This window comes from Bradyrhizobium sp. SBR1B, from assembly GCF_014198205.1.
Classification (GTDB): Bacteria; Pseudomonadota; Alphaproteobacteria; order Rhizobiales; family Xanthobacteraceae; genus Bradyrhizobium.
Genome location: NZ_JACIHC010000001.1, coordinates 467,386 through 490,455, shown reverse-complemented (window position 1 = coordinate 490,455; position 23,070 = coordinate 467,386). Strand labels below are relative to the sequence as shown.

Here is a 23,070-nt window from a genome sequence, read left to right as displayed (position 1 = left end):
GGTGACCCAGCTGACGCGCCGGATTGGCGGCGCCGAGCTCGAGGTCATTGTCGCAGACATCACCACACTGAGCGTTGACGCCATCGTCAACGCGGCCAACACGTCGCTCCTTGGTGGGGGCGGCGTGGATGGTGCGATCCATCGGGCGGCGGGGCCCGATCTGGTTGCCGAATGCCGCATGCTCCACGGCTGCAAGACGGGTGATGCCAAGATCACCAAAGGCTACCGGCTCAAGGCTGCCCATGTGATCCACACCGTCGGACCGGTCTGGAATGGCGGCACGCTCGGAGAGGACGATCTGCTCGCGTCCTGTTATCGCCGCTCGATGGAGCTGTGCGGGAAGCACAAGCTCACCTCGGTGGCATTTCCCGCGATTTCGACCGGCATTTTCCGCTTTCCAGCCGACCGGGCGGCCGATATCGCCGTTCGTACCACAATCGAAGGGCTCGCTGCGGCGCCGTCCGTGGCCCGCGTGGTGTTCTGCTGCTTCGCCGAGCCGAGCGCCAAGCTCCACGCCGAGGCGCTTGCGCGACACGCCGGCCCTTGTGCCTGATGGCGCGCTCAGTACACTCCGCCGGACCATGTTCCGGGGAGGGGATATGATTTCACAGTCTGGACTGCGTGCGCTGGTCTGCGGCGCGCTGGTGTCGCTCGGCGCGATGTCGCTGGCGCGAGCGGAGGGCACCTACGAGATTCCGGCCGGCGCGCATTTCAATCAGGAGAAGCTCGGCAAGATCAGCGAATTCTTCAAGAACGAGGTTGCGACCGGCAAGATCGCCGGCGCGACCGTACTGATCCGGCAGCACGGCAAACCGGTCTATCACGAAGCCTTCGGCGTGCAGGACGTGGTCAGCAAGGCGCCGATCACGGACAAGACGATCTTCCGCCTGTTCTCGATGTCCAAGGCGATCACTTCGGTGGTCGCGATGCAATTGGTCGAGGACGGCAAGATCAAGTTGGATGATCCCGTCTCGAAGTACATTCCGTCCTTCGCCAATGTGAAAGTCGGCGTCGAGAAGAAGGCGGAGGACGGCACCAAGTCGCTCGAGCTGGTGCCGCCGAACCGGCCGATGACGGTGCATGATTTGATGACGCACACATCGGGCATCACCTATGGCTTCTATGGCGACAGCCTGGTCCGCAAGGCCTATCGCGATGCCAACCTCTACGCAGGCGATTTCGACCTCGCCGAGTTCGCCGAGCGCATCGCCAAGCTGCCGCTGCACAACCAGCCGGGCGCGCTCTGGCAATACGGCCATTCCACCGACGTGCTGGCACGCGTGATGGAGATCGCGGCCGGCAAGCCGCTGATCGACATCATGCGCGAGAAGCTGCTCGATCCGCTCGGCATGGTCGACACCGGCTTTTTCGTCACCGCTCCCGAGAAGCAGAAGCTGCTGGCGCAGCCGGTGCCGAACGACAGCGACTTCCGCGTTGGCCGGATCAATGATCCGACCGTGGTCAAGAAGATGCAGTTCGCCAGCGGTGGCATGGTGACGACCATGGCCGATTATGAGCGCTTCGCGCAGATGCTGCTCAACGGCGGCAGCCTCGACGGCAAGACCATTCTCAAGCCTGAGACGTTCAAGCTGATGACGACCAATCAGCTCGGCCCCAAATCAGGCGTCGACCGCGACTATTTCTATTTCCCCGGCGACGGTTTCGGCTTCGGCCTCGGGCTCGCGGTGCGCACCGACCCCGGCAACGCAAAACCGCCGCCGCCCGGCAATCTCGGCGAGTTGAAATGGGACGGCGCCTCCGGCTGCTATTTCGTCATCGATCCCAAGCAGGACATGTTCTTCGTGCTGCTGGAGCAGACCCCGACCGAGCGCCAGCGCGTGCAGCGGACATTGAAGCTGTTGGTCTATGAAGCCATGGAAAAGTGACATGTTCGGGCGCCGCGCTTTCATCGCGGCGCTCGTGCTTCTGGTCGGAGCGGTCGGTGCGAAGGCCGGCTCCGAAGCACGCAGCGCTCGCACTCTCTCGGCCCAAGGGCTGGCGAAGGTCTCCGACTACATCCGCAACGAGATCGTGACCGGCAAGATTCCCGGCGCCATTCTGCTGCTCCAGCAGCATGGCAAGCCGGTCTATTACGAGAATTTCGGCGTTCGCGATGTCGCGACCGAGAGTTCGATGAGCGCGGACACGATCTTCCGTCTCTATTCGATGTCGAAGCCGATCACCTCGGTCATGGCGATGATGCTGGTCGAGGAAGGCAAGCTCGCGCTCGAGGATGCCGTCGCAAAGTACATTCCGGCCTTTGCCGATATGAAGGTCGGCGTCGAGAAGAAGGCGGAGGACGGCAAGGTCTCGCTGGCACTGGAGCCGCTGCAGCGTCCCGTCACGATCAAGGATCTGCTGCGCCACACCGCGGGGCTGCCTTACGGTTCTTCTGGCGGCGGCGCGGTGCGCGAGCTCTATGCGGCCGCCAACCTCTTCAATGGCGATGTTTCCAACGCCGATTTCGTCGCGAAGCTCGCGGCGCTGCCGCTCGCCGAGCAGCCGGGCACGCTGTGGGACTACGGCTTTGCCACCGACGTGCTCGGCCGGGTTGTCGAGGTCATCTCGGGCAAGACGCTGCTGCAGTTCGAGAAGGAGCGGCTGCTCGACCCGCTAGGCATGACGGAGACGGCGTTCTACGTCACCGACCCCGCCAAATTCCCACGCATCGCCGAACCGATGCCGGATGATCGCAACATCAATGCAACGACACCGGTTCGCGACATCAGGCGCCCGGCGATCTGGCAATCGGGCGGTGCCGGCCTCGTCGGTACAGTCGGCGACTACGCCCGCTTCGCGCAGATGCTGCTGAATGGCGGCAGCTATGAAGGCCGGCGCTATCTCAAGCCCGAGACCATCGCGCTGATGGCGTCGGATCATGTCGGCCCCGAAACCAGGATCGCACGCGACCCGAACTATTATCCGGGCGGCAGTTCCGGCTTTGGCCTCGGCTTTGCGGTGCGCACCTCGGTGCCGCCGGGGACGTCATGGCCGCTCGGCGAATATCGCTGGGACGGCGTCGGCGGCACCTTCTTCTTCATCGATCCCGAAGACGATCTGTTCGGGATCTTCATGGTGCAGACCCCGTCGCAACGCGGCCGGATTCAGCTGGCCTTGAAGACGCTGATCTATCAGGCGATGGGGCGGTAGACTCTCATTTTGACGCGTTTTCTTTACGCGAACCGGTATCCACTTCGCTCGAATACGCGCTGACTACGCCCCGCGCACGATCTCGCGCACGTACCCGATGGTCTCCTCGATCTGGGCCGCATCGACGTCGAGATGGGTGCAGGCGCGGATGCGGCCGTCCATCATCGCAAGTGTCACGCCGCGCTGGCGCAGTGCCGCGACCATCTTGTCGCCGGCAATGCCGGCGCCGTCGGGCTTGAAGAACACGAGGTTGGTCTCGGGCTCCTGCACCTCGACGCCGGGGATCTGCGACAGCCCGCGGGCAAGCGCGCGCGCATTGGCGTGGTCGTCGGCGAGGCGCTCGACGTGATGGTCGAGCGCGTAGATGCAGGCGGCGGCGCAAATGCCAGCCTGCCGCATCGATCCGCCGAGGCGCTGCTTCCACTGCCAGACCGCATCGATGAAGGCGCGCGAGCCCGCGAGCACGCCGCCGATCGGCGCGCCCAGGCCTTTGGAGAAATCGATCCAGGCCGAATCCCAGCCCGCCGTCATGTCGCGCGGGGAGATGCCGCTGGCGACGGTGGCGTTGAGCAGGCGCGCGCCGTCCATGTGGGTGACGAGGCCGTGCTGCTTCGCGATCGCGACGATCTCGTCGAGTGCGGCCTTTTTCCAGATCGTGCCGCCGCCGATATTGGCGGTCTGCTCGACGCTGACGACGGTCTGCGGCGGCTGGTAGCGCGTGCGTGGATGCAGTGCTTTCCGGAACGTCTCCGGCGTGAACTGGCCGTCGGGACCCCTAAGCTGGGTGACCTGAAAACCGCCGATCGCCGCATGCGCGCCGCCTTCGCGAGCGATGATGTGCGCGGTCTCGTGCGCCAGGATCTCGTCGCCGGGACGGCAATGCACCAGCGTCGCGGTGACGTTGCACATGGTGCCCGAGGGCATGTAGACCGCGGCTTCCTTGCCCATCAGCGCGGCGACGCGCTCGCACAGCGCATTCACGGTCGGATCGTCACCGACCTGCTCGTCGCCGACCTCAGCCCGCGCCATGGCGTCGCGCATCGCGGCCGTCGGCTTGGTCTGCGTGTCCGAGAGCAGATTGATGCGCACCGGCGGCGCCTTGGGATCGATCGGGGGAGGGGTGTAGAGCATGCGACGGCTCCTAACGCATTTGCGGCCACTGAATTGTGGCTCTTAAGCAAAAAGGCCCCGGCGAACCGGGGCCTTTCGATATTCAGATCTTAGCGCGAATAGAATTCGACGACCAGATGCGGCTCCATCTGCACCGGGAACGGCACGTCGGAGAGGCCGGGGATGCGCACGTATTTCGCGGTCATCTTGCCGTGGTCGACTTCGAGATAGTCGGGAGTGTCGCGCTCGGGGAGCTGGCTGGCTTCCAGCACGTGGGCGAGCTGCTTGGAGGCTTCCTTGACCTCGATCACGTCGCCGACCTTGAGCTGATAGCTCGAGATGTTGACCTTGCGGCCGTTCACCTTGATGTGGCCGTGGTTGATGAACTGGCGAGCGGCGAAGATCGTGGAAACGAACTTGGCGCGGTACACGACCGCGTCGAGACGACGCTCCAGCAGGCCGATCAGGTTCTCGCCGGTGTCACCCTTGAGGCGGCTCGCCTCGACATAGATGCCGTGGAACTGACGCTCGGAGATGTTGGCGTAGTAGCCCTTCAGCTTCTGCTTGGCGCGCAGCTGCACGCCGAAGTCCGAGAGCTTGCCCTTGCGACGCTGGCCATGCTGGCCGGGGCCGTATTCGCGGCGATTCACGGGGCTCTTCGGGCGGCCCCAGATGTTCTGGCCCATACGGCGATCGAGTTTGTACTTCGCCTCACTGCGCTTAGTCATCGCGTCCTCTTCAGGTACATGGTTTGAGGAAACGCGCCCTCCTGTGTGACGGGCTAGCCCGGCACTGACAGGTCCGATCCCCAAAGCTTCAAGGGAGAGGACCACGGGTCGCGAAACGCTTCGCGGGCCGAAATCGGCCCGCGAGCAGGCGGCTTTTAGGGGAGTTTGGGGTTCGCTGTCAATTGTTCAGCCCGTCATTCCGGGCGATGCGCCAGCATCGACCCGGAAAATCTCGAGGTTCCAGGTTCGGCTCTGCGAGCTGCCCCGGAATGACGGTGCTTATGTCCCGACCACTCTTATCGGCTTTGACCCCGCCGCCCGCAATTCGGCAGCGATTTCAGTGTTCAGGACCTGTTCCAGCCGGGTCAGGACGCGGGCGATCGGGGCCGCATCAGTAACCCGGTGATCCCAGCGGATCACGACATGAATGGTCTGGTCGGGCTCGACCAGGCCGTAGCTGACGATGAAGGGGCCCGGCGTGATCGGATGGAGCTCTCCGCCGCCATAGGCGGCCACCGAGCTCACCGCAAAGCTGCCGAACCAGTTGCCACGCTGGCGGCCGAAATTGAGGCCGATCGCCCAGGACAGGCGCCGCAGCGGCAGCGGCAGGCGGGTTGCCCGCATGATCTTGCGGAACATCGGAACGTCTGCGATCGGCGCCGTTTTGCCGCGCCGGATCTCGGCATCGACCGCGGCCAGCGCCATGGCCTCGGGAGCCGCGATTCGCTGCGGCATCACGCATTCCTCGCCGTCCTCGACCCGAGCGATCGCCACCGACGCCACGCTGTTCGGCAATTCGTAGAACGTCGGCCAGGGCCATTTGGCGTAGACGGTGCGCAGGATCGGCTCGTCCCTGGCGACCAGGGCGAACGCCTTGACGAAGGTCGCAGCCCAGCCGGCCGGCGCGGCGGCTCCGGCGCGTGCCTCGATCAGGGGGCGGATATTGAGCGAACGGGAGAGCGAAACGAACGGCACGTCCATCGACGCGCGCATGAGATCGCAAATCAGGCGGCGCGGCAGCGAAATGGGCTTTGGCGTCCCCCGCATCGGTCTTCGGTTCCTACAGATGAAAAAATGTGCAGCGAGCGGGTCCCGCCCGCCGTTTCCTTTAGCACGAACCAACCCGCCAGGGGTTGAACGGTTCGACCAATCAGGGAGCCGGCGAAGCCAGCGGCTTGGTCTTGTCGACGACGTAAACTCCAAGCACTTTCATGGCTTTATCGCCATGAGCCTTGGCGTCATGCACGACGCCTGCCGGGATCTGGTAGGAATCGCCGGCTTTCAAGGTCTTCTCCGGCTGCCCGTCGACGAGGAGATTGAGCTCGCCTTCCAGCACATAACCGGTCTCAATTCCGGGATGGGTATGGCGTCCGGCCGCGCCGCCCGCCGGGACCTCCGCAATCGCGGTGACGGTATTATAGCCCTCCGGAAATTCGACTTTCTGGAGCGGGGTGCGCTTGATGCCAGGCTGCTGTGCGAAGGCGGCGACGGCAAGGCCGGTAAAGGTCAGAGCGAGCAAAGTCTTCTTGAGCATGGTTTTTCCTCCCTATGCGGCCGACCCTAGCAGGGCCGCAGTTCCCGGCAAGGTGGCAGTCGGCCTGCTCAGCGCCTGATCCCCTCGAACGCCGCCATGATGCCGCGCTGGAGCAGCGACCAGTCGAAGCCCAGCGCGATCGCGCGGTAACCGCGGTCGACCAGGGCGTTGGCCTGGTCGGCGGTGCGGGCCACGCCGCCGATCGGCACGCCGCTTCTGAGGATGCCGGCCTCGGCGCGCGCGACCAGCTCCAGCAGTTCCGGATCGTCCATCTGGCCGCGCTTGTTGATGGAGGTCGCGAGATCGCCGGGGCCGATCACCGCGACGTCGATGCCCGGCGTCGCCATGATCTCGTCGATGCGGTCGACGGCATCGACATGCTCGATGGTGATCATGCAGATCATCTCGTCGTCGGCGCTTGCCATGTAGTCCGGCATCGTCTGGCCCCAGCGGAACGGGGCGTGGAAGGGCCCCCACAGACGGTCGCCGTGCGGCGGATAGCGCACGCTGCGCACCGCCTTCTCCGCTTCCGCACGGTTCGTGATCATCGGAAAGTTGATGCCGAAGGCGCCGATGTCCATCGGGGCTTTCGCAAGCCACGGCTCATTCGCCGCGATCCGCACCAGGGGCGTGCACGGCGTGCCTGTGGTCGCGGCGATCATCGCATGCGCTTCGGTCAGCCCGATGGGACCATGCTCGAGATCGACGATGATCCAGTCGAGCGAGCGCGCCATGATCTGCACCATCTGCACGCTCGGGATGGTCGCGATCGCGCCGAAAGCGGGGCGGCCATCGCGCCACAATTGGCGGAGGCGGTTGAGCGGCGGAGTCTGGACCGACATGGAAAGGCCTGCAGTGAGGTGACGACGGCAAAACCTAGCAGCGCGGCGCCGATGCGCAAAGTCAGGCCAGCGCGCGGCCGCCGAAGAACGGCGTCAGCGTAGCCGAAAGGCCGTGCACGCGGTTCGAGGTGAAGATCATCTCGGCGCCGGCCTGTGCGATGCCGCCGATGCGCGGGCCGAGCAGATCCGAGACGCGGCGGGCGATCGCCGGCGCGGGATCGATCCAGTCGACCGGCCAGGGTGCCAGCCGCTTCAGCCGGTCGAGCAGCAGCGGATAATGTGTGCAGGCGAGCACGACGGTGTCGGTGCGCGAGGTCGCGTCTTCGCCGACGAAGCAGGGGGCGAGTTCGGCCAGGATGTCGCCGTCGCTGACGGAAGCGCCGCTGAGTTCAGCTTCAGCCAGCGAGGCAAGCTCGGGCGAGCCGACCAGCGTCACCTCGCAGCCCTGCGCGAAATCGCGGATCAGGGCCTTGGTGTATTCGCGCTTCACCGTGCCCTTGGTGCCGAGCACCGAGACGCGGCGGGTCCTCGATTGCGCGCAGGCCGGCTTGATCGCCGGCACCGTACCGACGAAGGGCACCGAATAAGTGGCGCGCAAGTGGGACAGGACCAGGGTGGACGCCGTGTTGCAGGCGATGACGACGATATCAGGGTCATGCGTGCGGATCAGCTCACCCATCAGCGGCACGACGCGGGCGATGATCTCGTCCTCGCTGTGGTGGCCGTAGGGGAAGAAGGCGTCGTCGGCGACGTAGGCGAAATGGGCGTCCGGACGCGCGGCCACGACCTCGCGGAGCACCGTGAGCCCGCCAAGGCCGGAATCGAACACCAGGATCGTCGGAGGATTGGTCACGTCATTACCCTAGCCCGTCATGGTTACCATTCGGTTTTTAGGGCGATTTTGCGGCGGGACCGTTTTGGAGGGAGGCTGGACGCGCCGCGGACAGGACATACCCGGTGGGCTGGGCCCCGGCTCTGCAGCACCGTCGAAGCGGCGCCGCGCTGCATCCGGGACACAAGACCGAGATGCGTCCCCAGCAATGGCAGGCTATACGCGTCTTCACGACGTGCCCAACTTACCGCTGCAGGAGGCCGCATGCTCACCGTCCATCATCTCGGCAAGTCTCAGTCCGAGCGCATCGTCTGGCTGTGCGAGGAGCTGGGGCTTGACTACGAGCTGAAGCGCTACGCCCGCGATCCCGTCACCATGCTGGCGCCGCCGGAGTACAAGGCGCTGCACCCGAGCGGGGCGGCGCCCGTCGTGACCGACGGCGATCTCGTGCTCGCGGAGTCTGGCGCCATCGTCGACTACATCGTCGCAAAGTACGGCAACGGCCGTCTGGTGCTCGGCCCCAATGATCCCGCCTTCCCGCAGTTCCTGTACTGGCTTCACTTCGCCAATGGCACGTTGCAACCCGGCATGGGGCGGATGATGATTCTGAATCGACTCGATCTTGCAAAGGACAACCCGACCCTGCTCGCCATGAAGGGACGGCTCGATCGCTCCTACGATCTCCTCGACGCCCGCCTTCGCGACGCCGAATATCTGGCGGGCAACGCCTTCACCACCGCCGACATCATGATGGGCTTTTCGCTGACGACGATGCGCTACTTCCAGCCCTACGATGTCCAACGCTGCCCGAACGTGGTCAAATATCTCGGCCGTGTCAGTGCACGTCCGGCCTATCGGCGCGCGATGGAGAAGGGCGACCCCGGCATGGCGCTGCTGCTAGGCTGAGCAGCGGCGATCACGCGATCCTGTTCGTCGTGGCCGCCCGCTCCGTGGCGAGCTGCTTCTGCAAACGATCGATGTTCTGCAGCAGGCGCTGGCTGGTTAGCACCAGGAAGTAATAGCCGAACTGCGGGTCCTGGAAGTAGATCTCGAGCAGCCGGTCGTAGGTGATCGTCAGCACCTGGCCGTCCTCGATGCATTCGATCGTTCCGGTGCGCCGGTTGTCGGGCGTCAGGAAGCCGAGCTCTCCCATCAGCGCTCCGGGCCCGATCTCGACATTGATCTCCTTGACCAGGAACTTGCCGGTGACCGTGAGGAGCATCTCCTTGGCAGGATCGCCCAGTTTGAACAGCGTGTCGCCGCTTCGATATTTGCGCTCGGTCATGAATGGCTTGAGCCATTCGATCGACATGTCGCCTTCGGCGGCATGGCGCGCCTTCTTGACCAGCTTGAGCATCTGCCGCAGGCGCAGGGCGTTGATCGGAAGCAGCAGCAGATAGAGCAGGAACGTCGCGACGTTGGCGGAGAGCGCGCCGAAAACGGCGAAGAACGCGCAGCCGATCATGTTGGCGACGCGCAGCGGCACCATGGTCCGCATCAAGAGGGTGGCGACGAAGAAACCGGCGCCGACCGCGGCGAACAGATTGGCAAACGTGATGTTGTGGACGAAGATCTCCAGCAGCCTATTGAAGATCGCGTCATAGGTGACGTTGTTCGGATCCAGGCCCATCTGGACCAGGATCTTCGCGATCCTGAGGTTGTCCGTTGCCGCATCGAGAATGCGGTCGAGGATCGAGGAAATGTCTGCGCTGCCGGACGGCATGGTACTAACCCCGCGTAAGGCTTTCAGTCCTGGTCGGTATGCTCGACACGTATAGCCGAAATCGAATGACGGCCGCCTGAAATGAAGCCTTTGGCCGTCACGCCGCAAGAGGCAAATTTTAGCCTGATCGGGCGTTTCGGCAATTGCCCGTTGGTTGTGCGTCCGGCCGCAACGCGGCCGTGATTCGGGGCGGGCTTCGGCGTCGCGGAACGGCCGGATGCCCCTGGTGGGGCGCGTCTGACGATCTTCGCCTTATGGCTTGGCGGCGGGTTGGATGACCTGCTGCTCGACGAGGCCAAGACGTCCGGGCAGCGAGCCGGCGCGCAGCAGCATGGCGACGCTGTTCGCCTCTTCCAGGGTGAAGTTGCCGGAAATCTGGACGGAGCCGCCGGTGATGGGCTCGCGGATCACCGGGGAGGAGATCACCTTGTCGTCGAGCGCGATGGCGAAGGGCATTCCAACGTTCTCTGCGGTGATGTGAGCGAAGCGCCGCGTACCGCGGCCGTTGAAGCGGAACGAGGCGATCGGCTCCTTAGTGCCGCTCGAGAATCCCGGTCCCGCGTAGCTGATGTCGTCGCCGTCGAGCGCGCTGGCCTTGACGAGATAGGGAAGCTTGTCCTTGAAGCCGAACATCACTTCCGTGCCCGCCGGAGGCGTGCCGGATTGCGCCTGCTCCGCCGACATCGTGACATCGATCAGGCGGAAGCTGACCTTGACCTTCCTGGCGAAGATCGCGGTGATGCGCTCGGGCTCCATCGTGCCCGGCAGAAAGATGCGGATGCGGTCCGTTCCCTCAGGCTGGACGCTGGCCAGAGTGACGCCGGCGTCCTTGAGGCGCTGCTCGATCATGGCGATGGAATCCTCGACAAGATCGCGCAGCCGTGCGGCGGATGCGGCATCGGTCGGCGCTAGCCTGATCAGCCCGTCTCCGGCGTCGGTCACGGCGAGCGCGTGCGTGGGCAATCCCTCTGCCGCCGAGGCGAGCTTGCGCGTCAGCAGCTCGCGGCCCTTGGCGTCCGCGATCTTGACCTCGACGCCGCCGTCACGAATCGCAAGGCCGGAGAAGGCGATCCGGCCCTCGCGCAGGGTCTTGTAGACGTCGTCGCGCAGATCCGTGGTGACCGCCTCCCGCAAGGCGTCACTGTCCACCTTGTAGATGATGCGCGATCCGCCCAGCTTCTCCATCTTGTCGGTGATGAATGCCGCGATCTTGGCCCGCATCTTGTCAAGCTGGCCGTCCGCGGCGAATGTTGCGGAGGGCAGCGCGATGGCTGTTGAGATAGCGCACGCGGCGATCAGCCGTGTGATGCGGTTCCGCAGGGACATCGTCATGGTGACCTCAAGTCTTGCGGCAGGGCGCTGGCGAGCGAATTCAGTGCCAGTTCTTGGTCCCCGGATCGGCCGCAGAGGTTCAAGCGCCTTAGGTTCGTGTTCGAGCGCCGCAGCCCGTTGGCAATGGACGAACGCCAAATCATCCATCATTCTGTCGGCGCCCGGCCGGCCATCGGTCGGGGCCTCGCCGACCCAAAAATGTCAAAAGACAGGGGGCGGGGACATACATCTGAGGGAGGACGGAATTCCATGGCGGGCATCCACGCGCTCGATCGGCTGATTGGCAACGACTATCCGGAACTTTTGACGGACGCGGAAGTCCGCGATTTCGAGCGGGTCCCTTACGCAGAGCGCGTTGCAGCCGACAGCACTTATGACGCCATCAAATTGGGTGCGGCGCGCAATCCCGACGGCGCGGCGATCCAGTTTCTGCAAAATGCTGATCCCGCCGACACGCCACTGGTGGTCACCTACCGCGATTTCATTGCGCGCGTCACGCAGGCTGCCAACATGTTTCACGCGCTCGGCGCGGAGAAAGACGACGTCATCAGCTTCATGCTGCCGCTGGTGCCGGATGCCTTCGTGACGCTGTTCGGCGCGGAGGCCGCCGGCATCGCCAATCCCGTCAATCCGCTGCTCGAGCCGCACCAGATCGCGGAGATCCTTGAAGCTGCAAACACCAAGATCCTGGTGGCGCTCGGGCCGATGCCGGGCACCGATATCTGGCAGAAGGTCGAGCAGATCCGCCCGCAACTCGAGCACCTCAAGGCGATCGTGCAGGTGTTCGGCGGCGGCGATCCGGCGAATGGCATCTTTGCTTTCAGCGACCTGATCAAGCAGCAGCCGTCGGATCAGCTTGTCAGCGGGCGCAAGATTTCGGGTGCCGACATCGCGGCCTATTTCCACACCGGCGGCACCACCGGCACGCCCAAGCTGGTGCGGCACACGCATACCAACCAGGTCTACCAGGCCTGGGCGCTCAACCTGCTGCTAAGGGCGAAGCCCGGTGCCAATTTGCTGTTCGGCATGCCGCTGTTTCATGTCGGGGGATCGCTGACCCAGGTGCTGACGATGCTGTCGAGCGGCGGCTCGCTGGTCGTGCTGTCGCCGAGCGGCTGGCGCAATCCGAATGCGGTGAAGAATATCTGGAAATTGGTCGAGCGCTTCAAGCCGGAAGCGCTGTCGAGCGTGCCGACGGTGCTCGCCGCAACGCTCGCGGTGCCACCTGATCAAGCCGACATCTCAAGCCTGAAATATGCCGCCGGAGGCGGCTCGGCGATCCCCGTCGCGGTCGGCTCGGCGATCCAGGACAAGCTGAAGCTGCCCGTGGTCGAGGTCTACGGCATGACCGAGACCTCGAGCGTGCACACGCTGGCCTATCCATCACGGCCGATCCGGCTCGGCTCGGTCGGCTTGCCCATGCCTTATGCGCGCGTGCGCATCGTGCAACTCGATGCCGACGGTCGCCTGATCCGCGACTGCGCTCCGGATGAGATCGGGGTCGTCATCATGGCAGGGCCCGGCGTGTTCGGCGGCTATCTCAACGACGAGCACAACAAGGGCGCGTTCGTCGACGAGGTCTGGGTCAATTCCGGCGATCTCGGCCGGCTCGACGCCGACGGCTATCTCTGGATCACCGGTCGCGCCAAGGACCTCGTGATCCGTGGCGGCCATAACATCGATCCCGCGCCGGTCGAGGAGATCATGTTCCGGCATCCCGCGGTCGGCTTCGCCGCCGTCGTCGGCCAGCCCGACGCCTATGCCGGCGAACTGCCGGTGGGCTACGTGCAGTTGAAGCCCGGCGCGACCGTGGAGCCCGGCGAACTGGAATCCTGGGTTCGCGAGCGCACGCCGGAGCGGGCCGCCGTCCCGGTGCAGGTCATTCCGATCGACCCGATGCCGGTGACCGGTGTCGGGAAGGTATTCAAGCCTCAATTGCGCTGGGACGCGGCTGAGCGCGTGTTCACCAAGGTGCTCACGCCGCTGGTCGAGCGCGGCATCGATTGCAGGGTCAAAGTCGGTGCCCATGGCAGTCACGGATCGATCGCCACCGTGACCCTTGCCGGCCTGCCGTCGGAGCAGCGCGAGGCCGTTGCGAGCGAGGTACACGCGCTGCTTGCACCCTTCGTGATGCGCCACGAGGTGGTGCAAATGTAGCGGCCCCGACAGGCGGCGGCGTCACCTGGAAAAACCAGGGTGACGCTTCGCCGCATTATCCTTACCCCCGTTAGACCGGCTTGTGTGACAGGAATCACATAGGAAGAATTAGCAATCGGCGACGCTAGCGAATAGTCTCAGGGAATTGCATCCGGGGGGACGCAAGTGATTCCGTTTCGACTGTTTGTCTTGTTGATATTCGCGATTGGCCTTGCCTGCGGACCGGCGCATGCCGACCGGCGGGTCGCGCTCGTGATCGGCAATTCCGCTTACAAGAGCGCGCCGAAGCTCAGCAATCCAGTGAACGACGCCACGCTGGTCGGCGGCATGTTCAAGAAGGCGGGCTTTGATTCCGTCGACGTCAGGCTGGATCTCAGTGCCAGCGAGATGCGGCGCATGCTACGCGAGTTTGCCGGCAGGTCGCGCGATGCGGACATGGCGGTGATCTACTACGCCGGCCACGGCATCGAGCTCGACGGCAACAATTATCTCATTCCGACCGACGCGACGCTGGAGACGGATGGCGACGTTCTCGACGAGACCATTCCGGTCGAACGCGCGCTGTTCGCGGTCGAGCCGGCCAAGCAGCTGCGCCTGATCATCCTGGATGCCTGCCGCGACAACCCGTTCGCCAAGTCGATGAAGCGCACGCTGGCTTCACGCGCCGTCGGGCGCGGGCTCGCCAAGGTCGAGCCGACCAGCCCGAACACGATGATTGCGTTCGCGGCCAAGGCGGGATCGACAGCGTCCGATGGCGATGCGCGAAACAGTCCGTTCGCCGCTGCGCTGGTCGAGCATCTGCCGAAGCCGGGCCTTGATCTGCGCAAGGCCTTCGGCTTCGTGCGCGACGACGTGCTCAAGAGCACGAGCTACAAGCAGGAGCCCTATGTCTACGGCTCGCTCGGCGGCGACGACGTGCCCCTCGTCGTGAGGCCGGCCGCGACCGGTCCCCAGGCAAACCCGCAGGAAGCCATCCGCAGGGATTACGAGCTCGCGCTTCAGCTTGCGACGCGCGACGGCTGGGAAGCGTTTCTGGCGGCGTATCCGGACGGTTTCTACGCCAACCTGGCCAAGGGCCAGTTGAACAAGATCGGCGCCGAAGAGACGCGCGCGTCGGCTGAGCAAAAGGCCAAGGCGGCCGAGCAGGAAAAGACGAGGCTGATCGCCGAGCGCGCCCAGAAGGCCGAGCAGGAGAAGGCGGCAGCAGCTGCCAAGGCGGCGGAAGAGGCGCGGATCGCCGCAGAGAAGCAAAAGCAGATCGAGCAGGCGAAAGCGGAAGCGGCCGAGCACCAGCGCAAGGTGGCTGAGGCGGCGGCTGCGAAGGCGCTTGCCGAGAAGCAGGCAGTGGAGAAGGCCAAGGCCGAGCTTGCCGCGAAGCAGGCGGCGGAGAGGGCTGAGCAGGCCGCCAAGCCGACGGCCGATCGGCAGATACCCGAGGTCGAGAACCAGAAAGTCGCTGCGCTCTCGCCCGCGCCGGCCTCCACGTTATCGGCGGCTGATCTGACAAAATCCGTGCAGAGTGAGTTGCGCCGCGTCGGCTGCCTGTCCGCCGCCGCGGACGGCGACTGGAGCGCGACGTCGCAGCGCTCGCTGACGCTGTTCAACAAATATGCCGGCACCCAGCTCGACGTGAAGCTCGCGAGCGTGAATGCGCTCGATGCGCTGAAGGCGAAGCCCGGACGGGTGTGCCCGCTGGTGTGCAATTTCGGCTTCAAGGCCGACGGCGATCAATGCGTCAAGATCACCTGCCGCGCCGGCTATCGTCTTGGCGACGATAACGAGTGCGAGAAGATTCAGGAGAAGAAGCCGGTCGCCACGCGCGAGGATACGAGTAGGCGGGACGCAGACCGGAAGGCAACCGAAGCTGCGCCGTCCAGGCCGGAAGCGAATGGACAGATCTTTTGTAACTCGGCGGGATGCCGCCCAGTGCAGAAAGGCTGCAGGCTTGTGTCCGGGGCTACGCCCGGAAGATATAACGCCGCCATAGGAAGCGGCAATTACGAGGTCTGTAACTGATCAATCGTCCAGTCGATCAAAACCCGCGGATGAATTGCGTGACTATCGCTCGATATTTTTACGTAATGATATTTGCAGCTCTCTGCACATGCGCGCCGGCGCAGGCCGAGAAGCGCGTCGCGCTCGTGATCGGCAATTCCGCCTACAAGAGCGTGCCGAAGCTTGCCAATCCGGCGAGCGACGCCGGCTTGATCGGCGGCATGTTGAAGAAGGCTGGCTTCGATACGGTTGACGTGAAGCAGGACTTGAACGCGTCTGAAATGCGCAAGGCGCTGCGCGAATTCGGCGGGCGGACCCGGGATGCCGATGTCGCGGTGATCTACTATGCGGGCCACGGCATGGAGGTGGACGGCACCAACTATCTGATCCCGACCGATGCCGCGCTCGAGACCGACACCGACGTCTACGACGAAGCGTTACCGATCGATCGCGTGCTGGTGAGCATCGAAGCCGCCAAACAGCTTCGTCTCGTCATTCTCGATGCCTGCCGCGACAATCCGTTCGCCAAGTCCATGAAGCGCACGGTGGCCTCGCGCGCGATCGGCCGCGGCCTCGCCAAGGTCGAGCCAACCACTCCGAACACGATGATTGCGTTTGCGGCCAAGGCCGATTCGACGGCATCCGATGGAGACTCCCGGAACAGCCCGTTCGCCACGGCTCTCTCGGACCACCTGCCAAAGCCCGGCCTGGATCTGCGCAAAGCGTTCGGCTTCGTGCGCGATGACGTGCTGCGGAGTACTGCGAACAAGCAAGAGCCTTTCGTGTATGGCTCGCTCGGCGGCGATGACGTGCCGCTCGTTCCTGCCAAGCCCGTTGCGACCGGCCCGCAACCCAATCCGCAGTCTGAGCTCAGGCGAGACTATGAACTTGCGCTCCAACTCGGCACCCGTGACGGCTGGGAAGCGTTCCTGGCGCAATATCCCGAGGGATTCTATGCGAATCTCGCCAAAGGCCAGTTGAACAAGATCGGCGCCGAAGAGACGCGTGCCTCAGCCGAGCAAAAGGCGAAGGCCGCCGAGCAGGAAAAGACCAGGCTTATCGCCGAGCGCGCCCAGAAGGCCGAGCAGGACAAGGCGGCTGCTGCGGCCAAGGTTGCCGAAGATGCCCGCATTGCCGCAGAGAAGCAGAAGCAGATCGAGCAGGCGAGGGCCGAGGCGGCCGAGCAGCAGCGCAAGATAGCGGAGGCGGCGGCAGCGAAGGCCTTGGCCGAGAAGCAGGCGGCGGAGAAGGCCAAGGCCGAGCTTGCTGCCAAGCAGGCGGCAGAAAAAGCTGAGCAGGCCGCGAAGCCGGCTGCCGATCGGCAGCTGCCCGAAGTCGAGAACCAGAAAGTCGCTGCGCTCTCGCCCGCGCCGGCCTCCACGTTATCGGCGGCTGATCTGACAAAATCCGTGCAGAGCGAGTTGCGCCGCGTCGGCTGCCTGTCCGCCGCCGCAGACGGCGACTGGAGCGCGACGTCGCAGCGCTCACTGACGCTGTTCAACAAATATGCCGGCACCCAGCTCGACGTGAAGCTCGCGAGCGTGGACGCGCTCGATGCGCTGAAGGCGAAACCGGGGCGGGTCTGCCCGCTGGTGTGCAATTTCGGCTTCAAGGCCGACGGCGACCAATGCGTCAAGATCACCTGCCGCGCCGGCTATCGCGTCGGCGACGACAATGAATGCGAGAAGATCCCGGAGAAAAAGCCGGTTGCGACGCGGGAGGACTCAAAGAAGCGGGATACGGAGCGCAGGCAAGTCGAGTCGACGCCGTCCAAGCCGCAGGCATCTGGGCAGATATTCTGCAATGCTGCCGGCTGCCGCCCCGTTGGCAAGGGATGCAGAATAGAGCGCGCCAGCACCTCCGATGCGAGCTCGGTGATGGCTGGCCGCACGAGAGAGGTCTGCAATTGAGTGTGTATCGTCTCATTGCTGTGATGGCCTTCGCGACGTGGCTCGTTTGCGGGCCGGCCTATGCCGAAAAGCGCGTCGCGCTCGTGATCGGCAATTCCGCCTACAAGAACACGCTGCGGCTCACCAATCCCGTGAACGATGCTGCCCTGATCGGCGACATGTTCAAGAAGTCCGGCTTCGATGCGGTCGACGTCAAAACAGACCTCAATGCCTCCGAGATGCGGCGGACGCTGCGTGACTTTGCCGGCAGGGTCCGCGACGCCGACATGGCGGTGATCTACTACGCCGGCCACGGCATCGAGCTCGACGGTAACAACTATCTCATCCCGACCGACGCCATGCTGGAGACCGACGGCGACGTTCTCGACGAGACGGTTGCGCTCGATCGTGCGCTGTTCGCCGTCGAGCCGGCCAAGCGGCTGCGCCTCGTCATCCTCGACGCCTGCCGCGACAATCCCTTTTCCAAGACCATGAAGCGCATGGTGGCCTCGCGCGCGATCGGGCGAGGTCTTGCCAAGGTCGAGCCGACCAGCCCGAACACGATGATCGCGTTCGCTGCCAAGGCGGGATCGACGGCATCCGACGGCGATTCCCGCAACAGTCCCTTCGCGACGGCGCTGGTCGAGCACCTGCCGAAGCCGGGGCTTGATCTGCGCAAGGCGTTCGGCTTCGTGCGGGACGATGTCTTGAAGAACACCGGCAACAGGCAGGAGCCCTATGTCTACGGCTCGCTCGGCGGCGACGACGTGCCGCTGGTGCCAGCGAAGCCGGTCACTGTGGCGGGGCCGCAGGCCAATCCACAGGACAGCGTGCGCAGGGACTATGAGCTTGCGCTTCAGGCCGGCCTGCGTGAGGCCTGGGAAGCCTTCCTGCAGACCTATCCGGATGGCTTCTACGCCAACCTCGCCCGCGTGCAGCTGAAGAAGATTGCCGCCGAGGAGGAGCGCACGGCGGCGACCGAGAAGGCACGGCAGGCCGAGCAGGAGAAGGTGAAGCTCGCCGCTGAACGGGCCCACAAGGCGGAGCTGGAAAAGGCCGCCGCTGCCGCCAAAGCCGCCGAGGATGCGCGGATCGCTGCGGAGAAGCAAAAGCAGATCGAGCAGGCGAAGGCTGAAGCAGCCGAGCGCGAGCGCAAGGTCGCCGAGGCGGCGGCCTCGAAAGCGCTCGCGGAGAAGCAGGTCATGGAGAAGGCGGCGGCCGACGCCGCCGCGAAGCACGTTGCGGAAAAGCAGGCCGCTGATGCCGAGAGCAAGAAGGTTGCAGCGCTTTCGCCGCCGCCGAGCTCCGCTCCGGCGCAAGATCTGCCGAGATCCGTGCAAGTCGAGCTGCGGCGCGTCGGCTGCATGAAGGCCGAGCCGTACAGCGAGTGGAGCGAGACGGCGCAACGCTCGCTGACGCTGTTCAACAAATACGCCGGCACCAAATTCGATGCGAAGATTGCGAACGCCGATGTGCTGGACGCCCTCAAGGGAAAGTCGGGGCGGGTGTGTCCCCTGGTTTGCGAGCGCGGCTTCAGGGCGGATGGAGACCAATGCAGCAAGATCGTGTGCCGTGCTGGTCACCGTATCAGCGACGACAACGAATGCGAGAAGATCCCGGAGAAGAAGCCCGTCGCGACGCGCGATGAACCCGCAAGACGTGACTCGGACCGGAAAAAGAGTGAGTCATCGCCGGCTGCTTCACAAGCGAATTCGTCCGGCCAGATCGTATGCACGAATGCCGGCTGCCGGCCCCTTCGTCCCGGCTGCAAGCTGGGACGATCGCCGAGCGTTGCCATTAACGGTGGCGGCTTGACCGAGGTCTGCAATTGAAGCGGCCCCCGCTGAGGCGAGGGATTACCCCGCCGGCATCCGCGTCTCGATCATGCGCACCCAGAACGAGGCGCCGTGGCCGAGGATGTTGTCGTTGAAGACATAGGCCGGGTGATGGCACTCGTTGCCGTCGCCCATGCCGACCAGCACCATCGCGCCGGGACGCGCCTCCAGCATGAACGAGAAATCCTCGGCGCCCATCATCGGGATGAACTTGTCGTTGACACGATCGGCGCCGACGATGTCGCGGGCGACGTCGGCGGCAAGGCCGGCCTCGCGCGCATGGTTCATCGTCACCGGATACATCCGGCTGTATTTGGTCTCGGCCGAACCGCCATAGGCGCGGGCGACGCTATCGGCGACTTCGCCGATGCGGCGCTCGACGAGATCGCGCACCTCGGGATCGAGCGTGCGCACGGTACCGCCGAGCTCGGCGACCTCCGGGATGATGTTGAAGGCGGTGCCGGAGTGGAATTGCGTGATCGAGATGACCGCCGACTTCAGCGGATCGACGTTGCGCGCCACGATCGATTGCAGCGCGTTGACGATCTGCGAGCCGATCAGCACGCTGTCGACGGATTTGTGCGGGCCCGCGCCGGCGTGGCCGCCCTTGCCGTGGACCGTGATCTGGATGTTGTCGGAGGAGGCCAGCATCGCGCCGGGCGTGGTTGCGAAATGGCCTTCCGGTAGGCCCGGCATGTTGTGCATGCCGTAGACCTCCTGGATGTTCCAGCGCGTCATCAACCCGTCCTCGACCATGGCCTTGCCGCCCCCGCCGCCTTCCTCGGCGGGCTGGAAGATCATGATCGCCGTGCCGTCGAAATTGCGCGTCTCGGCGAGATATTTGGCGGCGCCCAGCAGCATCGCGGTGTGGCCGTCATGGCCGCAGGCGTGCATCTTGCCGGGGACCTTCGACGCATAAGGCACGCCCGACGTCTCCATGATCGGCAGCGCGTCCATGTCGGCGCGGAGCCCAATGGTCTTGCCGGAGGCGGACTTGCGGCCGCGGATCACCCCGACAACGCCGGTGCGCCCGATACCCGTCACCACTTCGTCGCAGCCGAATTCGCGCAACTTCTCGGCGACGATGCCGGCGGTGCGGTGGACCTCGTAGAGCAATTCGGGGTTCTCGTGGAAGTCATGGCGCCAGGCGGCCATTTCGTCGGAGAGGGCGGCAACGCGGTTGACGATGGGCATGGGGTGGGATCCGTTTTTTCTTCGTAGGGTGGGTTAGCGTAGCGTAACCCGCCGCGATGCCGGGACGGAAGGCGGATTACGCTACGCTAATCCGCCCTACAAGATGTCAGCTTTCGCCGAACACGCGCTTGAAGATCGTGTCGACGTGCTTGAGGTGATAGCCGAGGTCGAACTGCTCCTCGATCTCGGCGTCCGAGAGATACTTCTTCACCTCGGTGTCCTTCTTCAGCAGCTGAAGGAAATCGCCTTCACCGCGCCAGACCGGCATCGCGTTGCGCTGCACCAGCTTGTAGGCGTCCTCGCGGCTCGCGCCCTTCTGCGTGAGCGCCAGGAGCACGCGCTGCGAATGCACGAGGCCGCCGAGGCGGTCGAGGTTCTTCTGCATGTTGGCGGGATAGACCAGGAGCTTGTCGATCAGGCCGGCGAGGCGCACCAGTGCGAAGTCGAGCGTCACGGTGGCATCCGGGCCCATCATGCGCTCGGCCGAGGAGTGCGAGATGTCGCGCTCGTGCCAGAGCACGACGTTCTCCAGCGCAGGCGTCACATAGGCGCGCACCATACGGGAGAGGCCGGTGAGGTTTTCCGACAGCACCGGGTTGCGCTTGTGCGGCATCGCGGAGGAGCCCTTTTGTCCTTCCGAGAAGAACTCTTCGGCCTCCAGCACTTCGGTGCGCTGCATGTGGCGGATCTCTACCGCGATGCGCTCGACCGAGGAGGCGATCACGCCGAGCGTCGAGAAATACATCGCATGGCGGTCGCGCGGGATCACCTGGGTCGAGATCGGCTCGGGGACGAGGCCCATGGCTTTCGCAACGTGCTCTTCGACGCGCGGATCGATCTGCGCGAAGGTGCCGACGGCGCCTGATATGGCGCAGGTCGCGACCTCCTTGCGCGCCGCGATCAGGCGCTCCTTGGCGCGCGAGAATTCGGCATAGGCATAAGCGAGCTTGAGGCCGAAGGTCACGGGCTCGGCATGAATGCCGTGGCTGCGGCCGATGGTCGGCGTCATCTTGTGCTCGAAGGCGCGCTTCTTGAGCGCGGCCAGCACCTTGTCGAGGTCGGCGAGCAGCAGGTCGGCGGCGCGGGTGAGCTGGACGTTGAGGCAGGTGTCGAGCACGTCGGACGAGGTCATGCCCTGGTGGACGAAGCGCGCCTCGGGGCCGACGATCTCGGCGAGGTGAGTGAGGAAGGCGATGACATCGTGCTTGGTCTCGCGCTCGATCTCGTCGATGCGGGCGACGTCGAAGGTGGCGTCCTTGGCCTTGGCCCAGACTGTTTTGGCGGCCTCCTTCGGGATGGTGCCGAGCTCGGCGAGGGCGTCCGCCGCATGCGCCTCGATCTCGAACCAGATCTTGAACCGGGTCTGCGGCTCCCAGATCGAGGCCATTTCCGGGCGGGTATAGCGGGGGATCATCTGACGGCTCCAGGAAGGTGGGCGGGCGATCCCGGGGGGCGGCGCCGGCCAAAATGCTTTTTACGCCGTGATTTAACAGAGCAGGCAGGGCGAAACAAACGGTCTGGGCCCCGGGAGAGGGGGATCGCCGAGCTATCCACCGGACCGGAGGCAGGGGTTGGCGACCTCAGCCGCAAATATTAACTGTCAATCACGGATCATTGACTGACAGATATTGAAATCTGTCATCGGGACGTGTATATCCGTTCTCGGACGCTCCGATTGGGCGTCCCGCGACAAGCCCCGGGGAGCCCGACATCCGAGCCAAGCTCGGATCGGAGGGCGGATTGAAGAGCGGGGACCGCGGACGAATGGAGACTTAAGACAATGACAACCGAAATCATCAACCTCACCGGCGCGATTGGGCATTGGCTCAATTTGCTGGTGGCGCGCCAGATCGCGGCGCAGGCTGCAAAACTGCCTCATTAAGGCGAGAGCTTTCCGAAACGGCCGGCATGGGCGCTTCGGAAGCAGCTCCATCGCCGGGTAACTGAGCCCAAACGGGAACATGGTGCTGGCATGAATGAAGCCGTTGTCTTGACGCCGGAGCGGATCCTCGAAGTGACCGAGGACGTCTTGCGGCGTTACGGACTTGCCAAGGCCACCGTGGTCGACGTTGCCCGTGCGCTCGATGTGAGCCACGGCAGCGTCTATCGCCATTTCCCGAGCAAGGCCTCGCTGCGCGAGGCCGTCGCCAAACGCTGGCTGGACCGCATCGACGCGCCGCTCCGCCAGATCGCCGCGGAGCAGGGCCCGGCGCCGGCGCGGCTCGAGCGCTGGCTGCGCACGCTGTTCGCCGCCAAGCGTTCGCGTGTGCTCGACGACCCCGAGATGTTCGAGACCTATCTGACGCTGGCGCGCGAGGCCTGCGCGGCCGTCAAATGTCACAAGGACACCATGATCGACCAGATCTCGGCGATCTTGACTGACGGCGTGAAGCAGGGCGCATTCGCCATCGGCGACGTCAAGACCACTGCGCGCGCGATCTTCGATGCCACCGTCCGCTTCCACCATCCGGCGCATGCCGACGAATGGAAGGACGCTGATCTGCCGGCGCGTGTCGACGCGACGCTCGCGCTGGTGCTGCGCGGCCTGAAGGCGGCCTAGACCCGGAGGCTATCTCACCCTCTTGCCTTGTGAAGAAGCGCACTCTCCCGAACGGGGGGCGCGGCCGTTGCGTGCCTGCGCGGCTGAAACGCACCGCCGTTGGTCGCCGGTACGACTGGCGGGCTCTCCGGATATGCATTGACCGCGATTTCGACGGCATCCTTTGACCGCTTTCGAAGGCGGTAGAAT

General features: G+C 64.7%; 19 protein-coding genes. 9 read left to right on the top strand and 10 right to left on the bottom strand.

From position 1 onward, the window contains the following. The first annotated feature begins 1 nt into the window (after position 1). From GGD61_RS02540 to GGD61_RS02530, 3 genes are read left to right on the top strand one after another with little or no spacing between them, the layout of a single operon-like run. Positions 2-553 carry an O-acetyl-ADP-ribose deacetylase gene (locus GGD61_RS02540; RefSeq protein ID WP_183230032.1) on the top strand — a complete coding sequence of 184 codons (552 nt, stop codon included), beginning with the start codon at positions 2-4 and terminating at the stop codon, positions 551-553. 46 nt (positions 554-599) lie between these two features. Then, positions 600-1,886, top strand: coding sequence for a serine hydrolase (locus tag GGD61_RS02535; RefSeq protein ID WP_183230030.1), 1,287 nt, complete (start codon positions 600-602; stop codon positions 1,884-1,886). A 1-nt stretch (position 1,887) separates the two neighbouring features. Continuing rightward, positions 1,888-3,150 carry a serine hydrolase gene (locus tag GGD61_RS02530; RefSeq protein WP_183230028.1) on the top strand — a complete coding sequence of 421 codons (1,263 nt, stop codon included), beginning with the start codon at positions 1,888-1,890 and terminating at the stop codon, positions 3,148-3,150. Positions 3,151-3,213: 63 nt separating this feature from the next. On the opposite strand, the gene GGD61_RS02525 is transcribed toward GGD61_RS02530, so the two are convergent. The 6 genes from GGD61_RS02525 to murI form a co-directional block, all read right to left on the bottom strand. Beyond that, the gene (locus GGD61_RS02525) at positions 3,214-4,281 is read right to left on the bottom strand and encodes a low specificity L-threonine aldolase (protein ID WP_183230026.1); all 1,068 of its coding nucleotides are present in this window, start codon (positions 4,279-4,281) and stop codon (positions 3,214-3,216) included. Positions 4,282-4,370: 89 nt separating this feature from the next. Then, positions 4,371-4,988: a 30S ribosomal protein S4 gene (gene rpsD, locus GGD61_RS02520; RefSeq protein WP_018316575.1), complete on the bottom strand. Its 618-nt coding sequence runs from the start codon at positions 4,986-4,988 to the stop codon at positions 4,371-4,373. A 279-nt stretch (positions 4,989-5,267) separates the two neighbouring features. After that, the gene (locus GGD61_RS02515) at positions 5,268-6,035 is read right to left on the bottom strand and encodes an acyltransferase (RefSeq protein ID WP_092259068.1); all 768 of its coding nucleotides are present in this window, start codon (positions 6,033-6,035) and stop codon (positions 5,268-5,270) included. A gap of 103 nt (positions 6,036-6,138) precedes the next feature. After that, positions 6,139-6,522 (bottom strand): cupin domain-containing protein, encoded by a 384-nt coding sequence (locus GGD61_RS02510; protein WP_018316573.1) that lies wholly within the window; start codon positions 6,520-6,522, stop codon positions 6,139-6,141. Positions 6,523-6,590: 68 nt separating this feature from the next. After that, the gene (locus GGD61_RS02505; RefSeq protein ID WP_183230024.1) at positions 6,591-7,364 is read right to left on the bottom strand and encodes an HpcH/HpaI aldolase/citrate lyase family protein; all 774 of its coding nucleotides are present in this window, start codon (positions 7,362-7,364) and stop codon (positions 6,591-6,593) included. Positions 7,365-7,425: 61 nt separating this feature from the next. Beyond that, positions 7,426-8,217: a glutamate racemase gene (murI, locus tag GGD61_RS02500; protein WP_183230022.1), complete on the bottom strand. Its 792-nt coding sequence runs from the start codon at positions 8,215-8,217 to the stop codon at positions 7,426-7,428. Positions 8,218-8,460: 243 nt separating this feature from the next. Between murI and GGD61_RS02495 the strand changes: the two genes are divergently transcribed. Continuing rightward, on the top strand, positions 8,461-9,102 hold the full coding sequence (locus tag GGD61_RS02495) for a glutathione S-transferase family protein (protein ID WP_018316570.1): 642 nt from the start codon (positions 8,461-8,463) through the stop codon (positions 9,100-9,102). Between the two features lie 10 nt (positions 9,103-9,112). On the opposite strand, the gene GGD61_RS02490 is transcribed toward GGD61_RS02495, so the two are convergent. Both GGD61_RS02490 and GGD61_RS02485 read right to left on the bottom strand, forming a co-directional pair. After that, entirely contained in the window at positions 9,113-9,919 is an 807-nt protein-coding gene (locus tag GGD61_RS02490) for a Crp/Fnr family transcriptional regulator (RefSeq protein WP_018316569.1), read from the bottom strand. Between the two features lie 252 nt (positions 9,920-10,171). Next, entirely contained in the window at positions 10,172-11,251 is a 1,080-nt protein-coding gene (locus tag GGD61_RS02485; RefSeq protein WP_183230020.1) for a SecDF P1 head subdomain-containing protein, read from the bottom strand. A gap of 249 nt (positions 11,252-11,500) precedes the next feature. Between GGD61_RS02485 and GGD61_RS02480 the strand changes: the two genes are divergently transcribed. The 4 genes from GGD61_RS02480 to GGD61_RS02465 all read left to right on the top strand — a co-directional run bounded on the left by GGD61_RS02480 (position 11,501) and on the right by GGD61_RS02465 (position 19,124). Continuing rightward, positions 11,501-13,408, top strand: a complete 1,908-nt coding sequence (locus tag GGD61_RS02480) for an acyl-CoA synthetase (protein WP_183230018.1) — start codon at positions 11,501-11,503, stop codon at positions 13,406-13,408. Positions 13,409-13,573: 165 nt separating this feature from the next. Then, entirely contained in the window at positions 13,574-15,424 is a 1,851-nt protein-coding gene (locus tag GGD61_RS02475) for a caspase family protein (protein ID WP_183230016.1), read from the top strand. A 65-nt stretch (positions 15,425-15,489) separates the two neighbouring features. Further along, complete coding sequence (locus GGD61_RS02470; protein ID WP_183230014.1) at positions 15,490-17,313, top strand: caspase family protein; 1,824 nt, start codon at positions 15,490-15,492, stop codon at positions 17,311-17,313. Between the two features lie 23 nt (positions 17,314-17,336). Next, positions 17,337-19,124 carry a caspase family protein gene (locus GGD61_RS02465; RefSeq protein WP_183230329.1) on the top strand — a complete coding sequence of 596 codons (1,788 nt, stop codon included), beginning with the start codon at positions 17,337-17,339 and terminating at the stop codon, positions 19,122-19,124. A 24-nt stretch (positions 19,125-19,148) separates the two neighbouring features. Here the strand turns inward: GGD61_RS02465 and GGD61_RS02460 are convergent, their stop codons facing one another. Beyond that, a complete protein-coding gene (locus tag GGD61_RS02460) occupies positions 19,149-20,321 on the bottom strand; it encodes a M20 aminoacylase family protein (RefSeq protein ID WP_092259086.1) in 1,173 nt (390 codons plus the stop codon). Positions 20,322-20,427: 106 nt separating this feature from the next. After that, positions 20,428-21,735: an adenylosuccinate lyase gene (gene purB / locus GGD61_RS02455; RefSeq protein ID WP_018316561.1), complete on the bottom strand. Its 1,308-nt coding sequence runs from the start codon at positions 21,733-21,735 to the stop codon at positions 20,428-20,430. A 558-nt stretch (positions 21,736-22,293) separates the two neighbouring features. Between purB and GGD61_RS02450 the strand changes: the two genes are divergently transcribed. Beyond that, positions 22,294-22,881 (top strand): TetR family transcriptional regulator, encoded by a 588-nt coding sequence (locus tag GGD61_RS02450; RefSeq protein ID WP_018316559.1) that lies wholly within the window; start codon positions 22,294-22,296, stop codon positions 22,879-22,881. Positions 22,882-23,070 lie beyond the last annotated feature (189 nt).